Source organism: Algoriphagus sp. AK58 (assembly GCF_014324365.1).
In the GTDB taxonomy this organism is placed as follows: Bacteria; Bacteroidota; Bacteroidia; order Cytophagales; family Cyclobacteriaceae; genus Algoriphagus.
Genome location: NZ_QEIG01000018.1, coordinates 35,946 through 48,115 on the forward strand (window position 1 = coordinate 35,946; position 12,170 = coordinate 48,115).

A 12,170-nucleotide genomic window follows, 5' to 3' on the forward strand; every position below is an offset into this window, starting at 1 on the left:
AAAATGTAATAGACCAGCCCTATGCATTCATCGACAAATACCCACAAAATGGGGATTAACCTAACAAATCTGCCTCTAACCACCTTTATGGGACAAAATCACCTGTTCATGGGTAGATTGAAAGTGTTGGTAGATTTGATTTGAGAGAAAAAAGTAAAATCGCTTAGTTTGGACATTGAATATCAAGCGCATGCTATCGATCACCCCTAAAAAGAATCTTTCCATACTGGTACATATCCTCGGCTGGATTATGCTTTGTGTGGTTTTGCTGATCCTTTCTCCACTTTCTTGGAGAATGGGAGAAGTAGAGCTTCCTGTTCAATTTTGGTGGAAACAGATTTTCTTGGTGTCTATGCTGATCCTGATTTTTTATTCTAACTCCGGAATCATCGTACCCAAAATTCTCCTCAAGGGTAAAAATTACCTTTACCTCTTGATCATCGTGGTTGGTGCGCTTTTATTTTATGGGCTTATCGTGTATTTCGAGCAGTTTTCCCTTTACAGTGAAAAAATGCATCAGGTTTTCAATCCTGACAGACCCTTTAATCCCAAAAAGAGATGGCTGCCTGGAGATGTATTTCAACTACTCCTGTACCTGATATCTATTGGTCTTAGCACATCAGTTTCCTTGGTCCAAAAGTGGCAAAAGGACGAAGCCATCCGCAGGGAATTGGATCGGCAGCGAATCAATACCGAATTATCGTATCTGAAAGCTCAAATCAATCCCCACTTTTTCTTCAATACACTCAATAACATCTACGCCCTTACTAATCTGGATGTGAGCAAAGCTCAGGAGGCCTTGCTCAAACTCTCCAGAATGATGCGGTACGTACTTTATGAAAATCAGAAAAATGAAACCCTGCTAAGCAAAGAGGTACGGTTTATCGAAGATTACATAGAGTTGATGAAAATGCGCCTCTCCAGCAAGGTCAAATTGAACATTCAGATCGACGAGCCCAAGGAAGATTTGGTCATCGCTCCCATGCTGTTTTTGCCTTTCTTGGAAAATTGCTTCAAGCACGGGATCAGCTCACAAAAAGAAAGTGAGATCAAAATCAAGATGGAAATCATGGGAGAAACGGTCTTCTTTGAAACCAAAAATCACATCTTCCCTATCAATCCGGATAGTCCTGAAGCCAAAGAAAACGGGATCGGATTGGTCAATACCCAACGTAGGTTGAGCTTGCTCTATCCTGAAAAACACCGTCTAAAATTTGGTAAAGACGAAGCCAATGACCAGTATTGGGTAAATCTTACCATCAATCTGGCATGAAAATCAAATGCGTAGCCATCGATGATGAGCCGCTCGCGCTCGAGCTGTTGACCAAATTTATCCAGCAAACCGCCTTTCTCGATTTGGTAGGTAAATTCTCCAATGCCATCGAGGCCTTAGGATTTATTAATCAGAATGAAGTCCAACTGGTCTTTATGGACATCCAAATGCCCGATCTCTCAGGGATGGAACTGGCAAGAATCCTTGACGGTAAAAAGAATTCGGATAAAACCCGAATCATCTTCTGCACGGCCTACCATCAATTTGCCATTGAAGGATACAAGGTGGATGCGTTGGATTACCTGCTCAAGCCTTACAGCTATGAGGATTTCCTTAACGCAGCCACCAAAGCCTACCAGTATTTTGACCGGATTCTTAATCAGGAAAGTGCCAAACCAGCACTTGAATCCAGCACTCAGCCGGAGTATATTTTTCTGAAAGTCGAATACCAACTCGTCAAAGTGATGCTGCGGGATATCACCCATGTGGAAGCCTACAAGGATTATGTGAAGGTTCACCTGAAATCCAAGCCCAACCCCCTTTTGTCTTTGACCAGCATGAAAAATATGGAGGAATTGCTTCCTTCCGACAAGTTTATGCGTGTGCATCGCTCCTTTATTGTGGCGCTGGACCATATCGACTCCGTCTCCAAAAACGTGATCCAAATCGGCAACCAGCAAATCGCCGTGGGAGACAATTACAAAGACCAATTTTTGGAATTTTTGAGTCGGTGGATAAGTTGAGTCAGTAATTAGTGGGCAGTCGCAGTAGGCAGGTCTTTAAAAGTATGAACGCTGAATTGAGAAGGCTAAAAAAATAGATCTACTCCGAATTTTAAGTCCCAACCTTTTAGCTTTCAGAATTTAATGTGAAGTGCATAAGATCGCTTCGTCTCAGGTTTGCCCTCCAAAAAAACCTTTGGCTTTAAGTTTTGCTCCTCGCGATGATGATAGATTCAACCACTGTGACTGATCACTGCTTACTTTTTCGGCTTTCTGACTTTATCTTTCAGACTTCCAATGCTGCCGACTGCGACTGAACACTGATCACTCCCTACTGATCACTATCTTTATCCTATGACAGATACTCAGAAAAACTTCATGCGCCAAGCCATCGAATTGGCAAAAAATGGAATGGAAGCAGGCAATGGTGGACCTTTTGGCTGCCTGATCGTCAAAGACGGACAAATCGTAGGACAAGGCTCCAACATGGTCCTAAAAACAAACGATCCCACCGCTCACGCTGAAATCGTCGCCATCCGTGAGGCTTGCAAAAACCTGAATAACTTCCAACTGGAAGGCTGCGAAGTCTACACGTCCTGCGAACCCTGTCCCATGTGTTTGGGGGCGATTTTTTGGGCAAGACCAGCCAAAGTATACTACGCTTGCACCAAAGAAGACGCTGCCGATGCGGGATTTGATGATGAGTTTATCTATCAGGAAATTGAAATCACTCCTGAAAAGCGGCAGATCCCAATGATTGCTATGATGCGGGAGGAAAGCTTAAAAGCTTTCGAGCTGTGGAAAGAAAAGGGAGATAAGACGCTGTATTAGGGCAGGGAAGTTGGGGAGTAAGGAGGTCGGGGAGTTGAGAAAAGAAGATAGTTTTGAAAGTCAGAAAGTTGAAGTAAGAAAGCTAAAGATGCCCGATGAAATCTGAGAAAATCGGGGCTTTCTGATTGCCTCACCTAAAAATAAAAAAAGCCCAGCCATTTCTGACTGGGTAATGGGACTTGGTCAGTAGAAAGGAAAATCAACTTTATTTAAGCGTGCAAAAAAGCAACAAAGGCGAATTTTGATCTATTGGTGTTTTAAATTTTTTAGACAGGGCCTGGATTTGAGAATCTGACATCCGCTCCAGTTTTTCTTGGTTTACAGTGAAAATCAATTCATCTCCTCGCCCCTTTCCAATAAGTAAAAGATCTACCTCCACATCTCCGATTTTTACGGTACGGAAGGTCTTGGTTTCCCCTGTGCTTTTTTCAATAATTGATTTCAAAAAATCGCCATTTCGAAACGAACCTAAATAGTAGGAGATTAAATAATATCGATCTGATTCAACAATTCCGAAAGAGTGAGTTTTTCTATTCTCATCATTTTGAATCAAATCAAACATTCGATTTTGATCGTTTGCGACTTGTTTTAATTCCGACTCGGTAATCGAAAAACTCTGAAAATCAACAAATAAATCCTCCTTTCTGGTTAAATATCTGTCATATCGTTCTATTTTATTACCAAGAGGGTAAACCACAGAAATCAGCTCGTTCAAAACAGACATGGATCGATCATTCCCAAATCCAAGACCCTCAAATTCTTTTTCTATTGGGACTTTAAATTCAAATTTATTGGATGAAATCTCGTAGGTTAAAAACTTATACCCCGAGCTCCCACTGGTTTGAAAAAGTATTTCATTTCCTCTTAAAAACGAAAAGGAGAGTAGCGTAAACGCAACTTCTTTTTTAATTGGAATCTCCCTCCAAAAGGCAAAAGATTCGGAATACACGATCATCTTCCTCGATTTCCTATCCAAAATAAAAATCTCATTGCTTTCAGGGTTTACCTTTAAGTCCCAGATTTCCAGATACTCACCCGGACCTTCTCCCACGGAATGAATTACAGGTTTAAAAACTCCTTTGGAACTTACTAATCCAACCTGCTGTCTTTTGCCATCCAAGATTAAGTAACCTTCTTCATATGGGATGACTCTGTAGACTGCCAATGGTAATTCTTCTCCGGAAAGATTCAACGGCATTGCCTTTGAAAAGACATCTTCAAATCTGATTGATTGAGATTTGGGCAAAACTGTTATCGTATTGGCCTTTATGCTTGGGTCGATTGATTTACATCCCAAAGAAAAAAGGAGGACAAAAAAGACTAAGTTTCTCATTTACATTCTAATGTAAGTTCTTTCTAAATACCATCTCCTAAAAACTTATTCAATCTTTTATTTGTGGCAAAAAAACCCGACCATTTCTGATCGGGTAAAATGGGGTTATTCCCATATCAATCTCGTAAATCGTAAATCAAAAATCGTAATTACGTTTACCTTCTTCCCATCCCCGGAGGCATCATCCGACCCAAAGCCTGCTTGGCACCACCCATCTTGTTCATCTGCTTCATCAGCTTGCGCATGTCGTCAAACTGCTTCATGAGATTGTTGACTTCGGTGATGGTTCGGCCAGATCCGTCGGCAATACGTTTTCTTCGACGCCCGTCGATTATGTCCGGATTCTGACGCTCCTTTGGAGTCATACTGCGGATGATCGCTTCGATCGGCTTGAAGGAATCGTCATCAATATCCAAGCCTTTCATCGCCTTACCCATTCCAGGGATCATCCCGATCAGGTCCTTGATGTTACCCATCTTTTTCACCTGCTCCAGCTGAGAAAGGAAATCATCAAAGTTGAAGTTATTCTGACGGATTTTGGCGTTGATTCGCTTGGCTTCCTCTTCGTCAAAGGACTGTTGTGCACGCTCTACGAGGGAGATCACGTCACCCATGCCGAGGATCCGCTGCGCCATACGATCGGGATGGAAGACGTCCAGGTTTTCCATCTTTTCACCCGTGGAGATGAATTTGATGGGCTTGTTGACTACGTGACGGATCGAAATCGCCGCACCACCACGCGTATCACCGTCCAATTTGGTCAGGACTACCCCATCAAAATCCAATCGCTCGTCAAAGGTCTTGGCCGTATTCACCGCATCCTGACCTGTCATCGAGTCTACGACGAAAAGTGTCTCGGAAGGATTGAGTGCTTTTTTCAACTCCTCAATCTCCTTCATCATTTGCTCGTCCACCGCCAAACGACCCGCAGTATCGACTACGACGGTTTTTTTACCGGTCTTCTTCGCATAGGCAATCGCATTGTTGGCGATTTGAAGCGCATTTTTATTTTCAGGTTCGGCATAGACCTCCACACCGATCTGCTCCCCGAGCACTTTCAGCTGGTCAATCGCAGCAGGACGGTAGATATCACAGGCCACCAATAGCACCTGTCTGCCCTGCCTTTTCAAAAAACTACCGAGCTTTCCGGTAAATGTCGTCTTACCCGAACCCTGCAAACCTGATATTAGGATCACAGCAGGATCACCACTGAGTTTGATGTCGACTTTGGAACCGCCCATGAGTTTGGTCAGCTCCTCTTGGGTGATTTTTACCAGGAGTTGACCCGGGGAAACAGAGATCAACACGTCCCGGCCCATGGCCTCGTCCTTGATCTTGTCGGTGACTTCCTTGGCTACTTTATAGTTGACGTCGGCATCAATCAGGGCTCTTCTGATCTCCTTTACGGTGGATGCGACGTTGATTTCGGTGATTTTTCCGGTTCCTTTCAGGGTTTTGAAAGCCCGGTCCAGCTTCAAACTTAAATTATCAAACATGCTGCTTTTCGGCTATTTGGTGCAAAAGTAATCAATTTGGGCGTTTGGGAAGGAAAATATATGGGAAATAAGAAGGAAGACGGAAGTCTGTTCGATGTCCAATGTCGGATGACCGATGACCGATGCGGTAAAGCGGGAAGACGGGAGACCGAAGACCGAAGGAATGAAAAATCTGTGAGAACATCTTGAAATCTTATCTTCTCGCTCTTTCCCACGAAATCCCTAATTTGCACCCTGAACGTATCTCACGGCCTGCATGAAACTCCAATTTCAGAAAGACATTCTTCCCCATCTGCTCGGGGTCATCCTCTTTTACCTCATCGTTGTCCTGTACTTTTCACCGATGGTATTCGATGGGAAAATCATCTTCCAAAGCGATATCCTCCAATGGGAAGGTTCGGCCAAAGAAGTCCTTGACTACCGGGCTGCCACCGGCGAGCAAGCCCTCTGGACCAGCCGCATGTTTGGCGGAATGCCCACCTATTTTATCTCCCTGGAGTTTGCCGGAGACATCACCAACCTTCTGATTTCAGTCCTGACCCTAGGTCTTCCCCACCCGATCAACGGATTGTTTTTCGGAATGCTAGGCATGTATGTTTTACTACTCAGCTTTCAAGTCAGGCCGATATTCTCCATTGCCGGAGCGATCGCATTTTCCTTCAATACTTACAACCTACTTTCTCTAGAGGCAGGTCACAATGCCAAAATCTGGGCAGTTTGCCTGATTCCATTGATTCTGGCCGGTATCCATCTGGCTTTTGAGCGAAAACGGATCCTCGGAGCAGCCCTTTTGGCTCTTGGACTTTTGTTCCAACTCAAATTCAATCACCTCCAAATCACCTACTACACGCTGATCATTTCGGTAATTTATGTGCTTGTTCGTTTAGTGTTTGACTGGAAAAAAGAAGGAATTGGTGGACTGTTCAAAACCATCGGATTTTTGGTCATCGGAGCTGTTTTGGCAGTGGGAGGAAATCTCGGAAGACTGGCCACAGCTCTCGAATACAGTCCCTACTCTACCCGGGGAAAAGCGACTTTGGAAAGCACCTCTTCCGGCTTGGACAAGGACTACGCATTTGGCTGGTCAAATGGAATTTTGGAAACCCTGACCTTGATCGTGCCGGACTTCTATGGAGGAGGAAGCAACACGCCTCTTCCCAAAGATTCCGCATCCGAAAAAGCGCTCCGTGCTCAAGGACTCGACCCTGCTCAAATCAATGGATTTATCAAAGGTGCTCCTACCTATTGGGGGGATCAGCCTTTTACGGGCGGACCGATCTATGGCAGCGTGATTCTGGTTTTCTTGGCGGTTTTGGGGATTTGGGCTGCGCCAAAAGAAAGCCTGATCACCTTCGGCACCATCATCGTGCTCTCCCTAATGCTGAGTTGGGGAAAAAACCTGGCTTGGTTCAACTACCTGTTATTTGACATTTTGCCTGGATATAACAAGTTTCGGGCAGTTTCCATGGCTTTGGGAATGACGCTGTTTGCCGTGCCGGTGTTGGGAATGATTGCTTTGGAAAGACTGACCAAAACCAAAGAACTCAAGCCTTTGCTGATTTCCGGAGGAATTGTGGCGGGATTGACCTTGATTTTGGCGGTCGCGGCAGGTGCATTTTTCCGATTTGAAGGGGCAGCAGATGCTAATTTCCCGGATTGGTTGGTGACAGCTATGAAGGCTGACCGAAAGAGTATGCTTTCTGCCTCGGCTTGGAAAAGTTTTACTTTTGTAGCGCTCTCTATCGGATTGATTTATTTTTATCTGAAAGGCAAAATTTCAGAGCTGATTCTGGGTGCTGGCCTGATTGCCTTGATCACCATTGATGTGTGGACGATCAACCGTCGCTATTTGAATGCAGAGTCTTTCCAGAGAAATCCTTCGAGACAGTTTTTCGCAGAAACTCCTGCCGAGCAATCCCTTGCCCAAGATCAGGGCTATTTTCGAGTGTTGCCGCTAACGGAAGGACTGACCCAAGGCGCTCGTACCAGCTACCGATTCAATAGTTTGGGCGGCTACCATGGAGCAAAGCTGCGCCGGTACCAAGACCTAGTCGACAATCGCCTTCAATTTGAATTGCAGGAGTTTGTGAAAAAAGCCCAAGAAGGCACTTTCGATTGGGAATCCATTGGCACGATCAACATGCTCAACACCAAATACCTGATCGCAGGCAGTGAGGCCAACGGGATATTTGAAAACCCTGAAGCTAATGGCCCGGCTTGGGTTCCGACAGAGATTGTTCCGGTCACTAGTAACCAAGCCGAAATGGATCAACTGGGACAGATCAATACCAAAACCCAAGCTACCCTAAATACCCAAGAATTTGGCGAAGCGAAGGCTGGTTCAGGAGAGGTCAATCTCACCAGCCACAGCCCTAACGAAATGAAGTACCAAGCCGAAATGGCTCAGGGAGGATTGGTAGTATTTTCCGAAATTCACTATCCTGAGGGCTGGACGGCCACCATCGACGGACAGGAAGCCAAGATTCTTCGGGTCAATTACCTGCTGAGAGGATTGGAAATTCCTCAGGGTTCCCATGAAATTGTCTTTACCTTTGCCCCATCTAGTTACTATGCGACCAAGACTCCCATGGTCATTTTCCAGTATTTGATCGTGTTGACTTTGATTGCAGGCGTTTTCTTCACTTACAAAAAATCCGATGCAGCAGCCTGAGGAAAAAGACAAAGTCGTCAGCTTTTATGATCAATTTGCCGAAAAGCAGGCAAAGACGGGAATCAATTCCCGGCATTTGAGCATTTTGGATAAAGTGAAGCAAGCCGGACTTCAAAATAATCACCGGATTTTGGAGGTGGGCTGCGGGATCGGTACCGTTTCCCATCTGTTGGCTACGCAAGTGCCCCAAGGTAAGGTGTTGGCAGTAGATATTTCCCCTGAAAGCATCGAGAAAGCTAAAGTCCTCTGGAAAGATCAAAAAAACCTCAGTTTTGAGGTTTCGGACATGTCGGACTTTGACAAAAAAGGTGAAACCTTCGACTTCTTTGTGTTTCCTGACGTGTTGGAGCACATTCCGGTCGACCAGCACTTCCGTCTTTTCCAGAATATCCAGAAGCATTCTCATGCAGATTCTGTGATTTTCATTCACATTCCTGCCCCAAGATATTTGCAATGGATGATCGAAAACGAACCCGAAAAACTCCAAGTCATCGATCAGCCTTTGGACTCGGGTGACTTGATCAAAAGCATCACGTCCAACGGCTTTTTTCTTGAGAAAATGGAAACCTACGGGCTTTTCTTCGAAGAAAAAGACTATCAATACTTTGTCTTCCGATCAGCCAAACCTCTGCGCAGCTCTACTCCAAAAAGCAAATGGGCTGTGCTTAAAGAACGAATTCGAATCCGCCTGAAATACGGCCTTACCAAGTAAACCAATCGAAAAATATGAAAATCAACACCAATACTGTGGTCGGCTTGACCTACGAACTCAAGGTCAGCAAAGAAGAGGACGGCATCGAATCGGCACCTTTCAGCGTGGAAATACGTGATGAAGAAGATCCTTTTTACTTTCTATTCGGCATGAGTGGCCTGCCTGAAAAGTTTGAAGAGCTTTTGGAAGGAAAAGAAGAAGGCGAAGACTTTTCATTTACCCTGACCATGGCAGATGCCTATGGGGAAGCAGACGATGAACTGATCATTACCCTACCCAAAGAGCAGTTTTCTGGAGAAAGAGGGTTTTCTCCTGAAATGCTGGAAGAAGGGAACTTTCTACCCTTAATGGATGAAAACGGCTACAGCATGCAGGCTAAAATCCTAAAAGATTTGGGAGAGCAGTTGCTCCTAGATTTCAATCATCCTTTGGTGGGTTTCGATCTGCATTTCGAGGGGAATATCATGGAAGTGCGGGAAGCAACCAAGGAAGAAATCAAGCACGGTCATGTGCATGGAGAGCATGGAGCGCATGATTAAGTGATCAGTTGGCAGTTGCAGTAGGCAGTTTTTAACCTCCAAGGGCACAAAGTTTTTAAAGAGTTCGCAAAGAAAAATAACAGTGGTCAGTTTCAAAGAGGACTGATCACTGCTTACTGACCACTGATCACTTAAAAATCTCTTTGTGTCCTCATTTTTTCTCTTCGTGACCTTTGCGGCTCCCTAAGATTTAAGCACCAATACTTTTTCCTCATCGAAGTGCAGGTACACCCTATCGCCTATTTGGTATTTACGGATCGGATCGTCCACTTCCCAGATATGTCCCCCTTCCCGAAGCCGGATCAATAGGGAATTGTAATGAACCAAATATCTCAAATCCACCACATGCCCCATTAATTCTCCTCGGGTGCGAAGTCGTACATCTGCCGGACGCACGTAGCTGTTGAATCGGTCTGGAATTAGGTTGATGGGTGAAAAAAGCCTCGCCACATAGCGGGATTTGGGATGCTCGCAGAGGTCTTTGGAATTGCCTTTTTGCACTACTTTTCCCTTTTGCAAAATCAAAAGAGAGTCAGTCAGACGCAGGGCATCGTCCAAGTCATGTGTCACAAAGATGACCGTGGTGCCCATTTCTTTCAGCAATTCCTTCAGCTCAAAAATCAATTTCCGCTTTTGGATAGCATCCAAGTGACTGAAGGGCTCGTCCAAGAGCAAAACCTCGGGTTCCACTGCCAAAGCCTGCGCAATGGCTACCTTTTGCTGTTGACCTCCGCTGAGTTGCCTGGGTAATCGATCCTTGTAATTTTCCAACCCAAACTGATTTAAGAGACGGTTGACACGCTGTTCACGGTACTTGGCATCATACTGAAGCAAGGGTCGGTTGATGTTTTCTTCCACCGTGGAATTGGGAAAAAGCTGGTAATCCTGATGGATAAGTTTGATCTCGTCATAGCCAGGCACTAGCTTTTGAGCGGGATTTTCGATGAGTTTTTCCTCTAAAAACACTTGTCCTCCACTTTGTACCATCAAGCCTGCAATCATCCTCAGGAGGGTACTTTTTCCCGATCCACTTTCTCCTACGATGGACAAAAACTCTCCACGGGCAAGTTCCATTGAAAAGTCATGCAAAGCCACATGAGAATCATAGGATTTGGAAAGGTGGCGTATGGATAGGAAGGTCATTGGAGAATCGAAATTGCGTGCTTCCAAAAATGGTCAAAAAGAAGGGGAAATCTAGATACATTCTTTTTTCTTGTGTAAAAAATGGAATTCAACAGATTTGTTATACATTAACAGCATAATTGCTTCAAACAGTATGAGTTTGGCCAGAAAAAAATTCAATCCCACCTCCCCGTCTGAAAAGAATAAAGCCTCCAAAAGCTGGATTTTGGAAACAGAAGGGAAAAATTATTCTTGGAAATCTAAACTGGAAAGGGTAGCGATAAGCCGTGAAGGGGTTCCTTTCAGTGCTTTAGAAGTGATCGGAAAAAAAATCAATTTACCGATCCGCGATGTGTTAAACCTTTTTGACATTCCTCAGACCACTTACAACAAAAAGCGCCGTGAAAATGCCCTTCTTGGGGGAAAGGAAACAGAGGCAGTTTTGCTGATTACCGAAATTCTGGATTTTGGGATAGAGGTTTTTAATGGAGAAACTGAAAAACTCCTTCGCTGGCTTAAAAAGCCAAACCAGTCCTTGGGAGGGATGAGCCCTGAGAGTTTTTTTGATTCGATCACTGGAATTCAGGAGGTAAAAAACTGTCTGAATAGGCTGGAATACGGGAATTTAGCCTAATGTTGGTTTTTAGAATCGAGCGGGAAAAATATCTCAATTCTGCATTGAGCGGAATTGGGGCTTCACTTTCAGAAGGATTTCGATGGAACAGTCTTTCTACCCGCATGGTCTATACAGCCGAATCTCGGGCCTTGGCTATTCTGGAAGTTTCTGTTCATTTGGATATTCAAGAAGATCTTCCTATTGATCGACACCTTATCACCATGGAAATCCCTGATGAAGTGGAAATTCTAGAACTCGACCCACTGGATCTCCCCTTGAATTGGGAAGCCAAACCACCCATTCTTGAAACCCAGCTGATCGGAGATGAATTTGTCAAGCAACAAGAGGCTGCAGTTCTGAGAGTTCCGAGTGCGATTGTCCCCGAAGAATTCAATTACTTGATCAATCCCATACATCCTGATGCTCAAAGGATCAGAATGACAGCTTCCAAGAGGCTGATTTTTGATTCACGGTTGAGAAAATAACCAATCCTTTGCTAAGTCAAGTCATCCTTTATTTTTTTCGGTAAAGATGAAAAAATCAACTCATAACTGTGCCGGATCAATTCCAAAATCAACCGATCAGGCACATCTCCTCGGACGCTGACCGAGTTCCACCATTTTTTATTCATGTGGTACCCTGGAGTAATTCCGGGGTATTGCTCCCGGAGTTCGATGGAGCGTTCGGGATCGCATTTCAGATTGGCATAATCGAATACATCCATATCAACAATGGCAAAAATCTTTCCTCCAATCCGAAAGCAAAGCGTATTGGCATCAAAGGGCGTATCCTCGGTCACATGGGGCAAGGCCAAGCAAAAATCACGGAAATACTCGAGCGTCATTGATCTTTGAG

The 12,170-nt window shown here is 44.5% G+C and carries 12 protein-coding genes; 8 read left to right on the plus strand and 4 right to left on the minus strand.

Features of this window, described 5'->3' with window-relative positions; translation table 11 throughout:
* Nucleotides 1-190 precede the first annotated feature (190 nt).
* From DDT91_RS15635 to DDT91_RS15645, 3 genes are all read left to right on the plus strand, one after another.
* Nucleotides 191-1,273: a sensor histidine kinase gene (locus tag DDT91_RS15635; RefSeq protein ID WP_255502144.1), complete on the plus strand. Its 1,083-nt coding sequence runs from the start codon at nt 191-193 to the stop codon at nt 1,271-1,273.
* A complete protein-coding gene (locus DDT91_RS15640; RefSeq protein WP_187177135.1) occupies nt 1,270-2,016 on the plus strand; it encodes a LytTR family DNA-binding domain-containing protein in 747 nt (248 codons plus the stop codon). The genes DDT91_RS15635 and DDT91_RS15640 overlap by 4 nt, the downstream gene beginning before the upstream one ends.
* A gap of 333 nt (nt 2,017-2,349) precedes the next feature.
* Nucleotides 2,350-2,826 carry a nucleoside deaminase gene (locus DDT91_RS15645; protein WP_187177136.1) on the plus strand — a complete coding sequence of 159 codons (477 nt, stop codon included), beginning with the start codon at nt 2,350-2,352 and terminating at the stop codon, nt 2,824-2,826.
* Nucleotides 2,827-3,031: 205 nt separating this feature from the next.
* Here the strand turns inward: DDT91_RS15645 and DDT91_RS15650 are convergent, their stop codons facing one another.
* Together DDT91_RS15650 and ffh are read right to left on the minus strand one after the other, a co-directional pair.
* Nucleotides 3,032-4,159: a 6-bladed beta-propeller gene (locus DDT91_RS15650; RefSeq protein WP_187177137.1), complete on the minus strand. Its 1,128-nt coding sequence runs from the start codon at nt 4,157-4,159 to the stop codon at nt 3,032-3,034.
* A gap of 155 nt (nt 4,160-4,314) precedes the next feature.
* The gene (gene ffh, locus DDT91_RS15655) at nt 4,315-5,655 is read right to left on the minus strand and encodes a signal recognition particle protein (RefSeq protein ID WP_187177138.1); all 1,341 of its coding nucleotides are present in this window, start codon (nt 5,653-5,655) and stop codon (nt 4,315-4,317) included.
* 256 nt (nt 5,656-5,911) lie between these two features.
* On the opposite strand from ffh, the gene DDT91_RS15660 reads away from it, so the two are divergent.
* The 3 genes from DDT91_RS15660 to DDT91_RS15670 are packed head-to-tail and all read left to right on the plus strand — an operon-like array spanning nt 5,912 to nt 9,577.
* Nucleotides 5,912-8,326: a YfhO family protein gene (locus tag DDT91_RS15660; RefSeq protein ID WP_187177139.1), complete on the plus strand. Its 2,415-nt coding sequence runs from the start codon at nt 5,912-5,914 to the stop codon at nt 8,324-8,326.
* Nucleotides 8,313-9,038 carry a class I SAM-dependent methyltransferase gene (locus DDT91_RS15665; RefSeq protein ID WP_187177140.1) on the plus strand — a complete coding sequence of 242 codons (726 nt, stop codon included), beginning with the start codon at nt 8,313-8,315 and terminating at the stop codon, nt 9,036-9,038. The genes DDT91_RS15660 and DDT91_RS15665 overlap by 14 nt, the downstream gene beginning before the upstream one ends.
* A gap of 14 nt (nt 9,039-9,052) precedes the next feature.
* Complete coding sequence (locus DDT91_RS15670; RefSeq protein ID WP_187177141.1) at nt 9,053-9,577, plus strand: peptidylprolyl isomerase; 525 nt, start codon at nt 9,053-9,055, stop codon at nt 9,575-9,577.
* Between the two features lie 183 nt (nt 9,578-9,760).
* Here DDT91_RS15670 and DDT91_RS15675 read toward each other — a convergent pair whose 3' ends face one another.
* Nucleotides 9,761-10,720, minus strand: a complete 960-nt coding sequence (locus DDT91_RS15675) for an ABC transporter ATP-binding protein (RefSeq protein ID WP_187177142.1) — start codon at nt 10,718-10,720, stop codon at nt 9,761-9,763.
* A 133-nt stretch (nt 10,721-10,853) separates the two neighbouring features.
* Here DDT91_RS15675 and DDT91_RS15680 point away from each other — a divergent pair, with 133 nt between their 5' ends.
* Together DDT91_RS15680 and DDT91_RS15685 are read left to right on the plus strand one after the other, a co-directional pair.
* Nucleotides 10,854-11,333, plus strand: coding sequence for an antitoxin Xre/MbcA/ParS toxin-binding domain-containing protein (locus DDT91_RS15680; RefSeq protein ID WP_187177143.1), 480 nt, complete (start codon nt 10,854-10,856; stop codon nt 11,331-11,333).
* Entirely contained in the window at nt 11,333-11,800 is a 468-nt protein-coding gene (locus DDT91_RS15685; RefSeq protein WP_187177144.1) for an RES family NAD+ phosphorylase, read from the plus strand. Before DDT91_RS15680 ends, DDT91_RS15685 begins: the two co-directional genes overlap by 1 nt.
* 11 nt (nt 11,801-11,811) lie before the next feature.
* Here DDT91_RS15685 and DDT91_RS15690 read toward each other — a convergent pair whose 3' ends face one another.
* Nucleotides 11,812-12,159 (minus strand): MmcQ/YjbR family DNA-binding protein, encoded by a 348-nt coding sequence (locus DDT91_RS15690; RefSeq protein ID WP_187177145.1) that lies wholly within the window; start codon nt 12,157-12,159, stop codon nt 11,812-11,814.
* Between the last annotated feature and the right edge of the window lie 11 nt (nt 12,160-12,170).

Bases quoted from the DNA above. Each gene is read 5' to 3' on its own strand.
- DDT91_RS15675 (WP_187177142.1), bottom strand. From the start codon at position 10,720: ATGACCTTCCTATCCATACGCCACCTTTCCAAATCCTATGATTCTCAT.
- DDT91_RS15690 (WP_187177145.1), bottom strand. From the start codon at position 12,159: ATGACGCTCGAGTATTTCCGTGATTTTTGCTTGGCCTTGCCCCATGTG.
- DDT91_RS15635 (WP_255502144.1), top strand. From the start codon at position 191: ATGCTATCGATCACCCCTAAAAAGAATCTTTCCATACTGGTACATATC.
- ffh (WP_187177138.1), bottom strand. From the start codon at position 5,655: ATGTTTGATAATTTAAGTTTGAAGCTGGACCGGGCTTTCAAAACCCTG.
- DDT91_RS15685 (WP_187177144.1), top strand. From the start codon at position 11,333: ATGTTGGTTTTTAGAATCGAGCGGGAAAAATATCTCAATTCTGCATTG.
- DDT91_RS15670 (WP_187177141.1), top strand. From the start codon at position 9,053: ATGAAAATCAACACCAATACTGTGGTCGGCTTGACCTACGAACTCAAG.
- DDT91_RS15650 (WP_187177137.1), bottom strand. From the start codon at position 4,159: ATGAGAAACTTAGTCTTTTTTGTCCTCCTTTTTTCTTTGGGATGTAAA.
- DDT91_RS15645 (WP_187177136.1), top strand. From the start codon at position 2,350: ATGACAGATACTCAGAAAAACTTCATGCGCCAAGCCATCGAATTGGCA.
- DDT91_RS15660 (WP_187177139.1), top strand. From the start codon at position 5,912: ATGAAACTCCAATTTCAGAAAGACATTCTTCCCCATCTGCTCGGGGTC.
- DDT91_RS15665 (WP_187177140.1), top strand. From the start codon at position 8,313: ATGCAGCAGCCTGAGGAAAAAGACAAAGTCGTCAGCTTTTATGATCAA.
- DDT91_RS15640 (WP_187177135.1), top strand. From the start codon at position 1,270: ATGAAAATCAAATGCGTAGCCATCGATGATGAGCCGCTCGCGCTCGAG.
- DDT91_RS15680 (WP_187177143.1), top strand. From the start codon at position 10,854: ATGAGTTTGGCCAGAAAAAAATTCAATCCCACCTCCCCGTCTGAAAAG.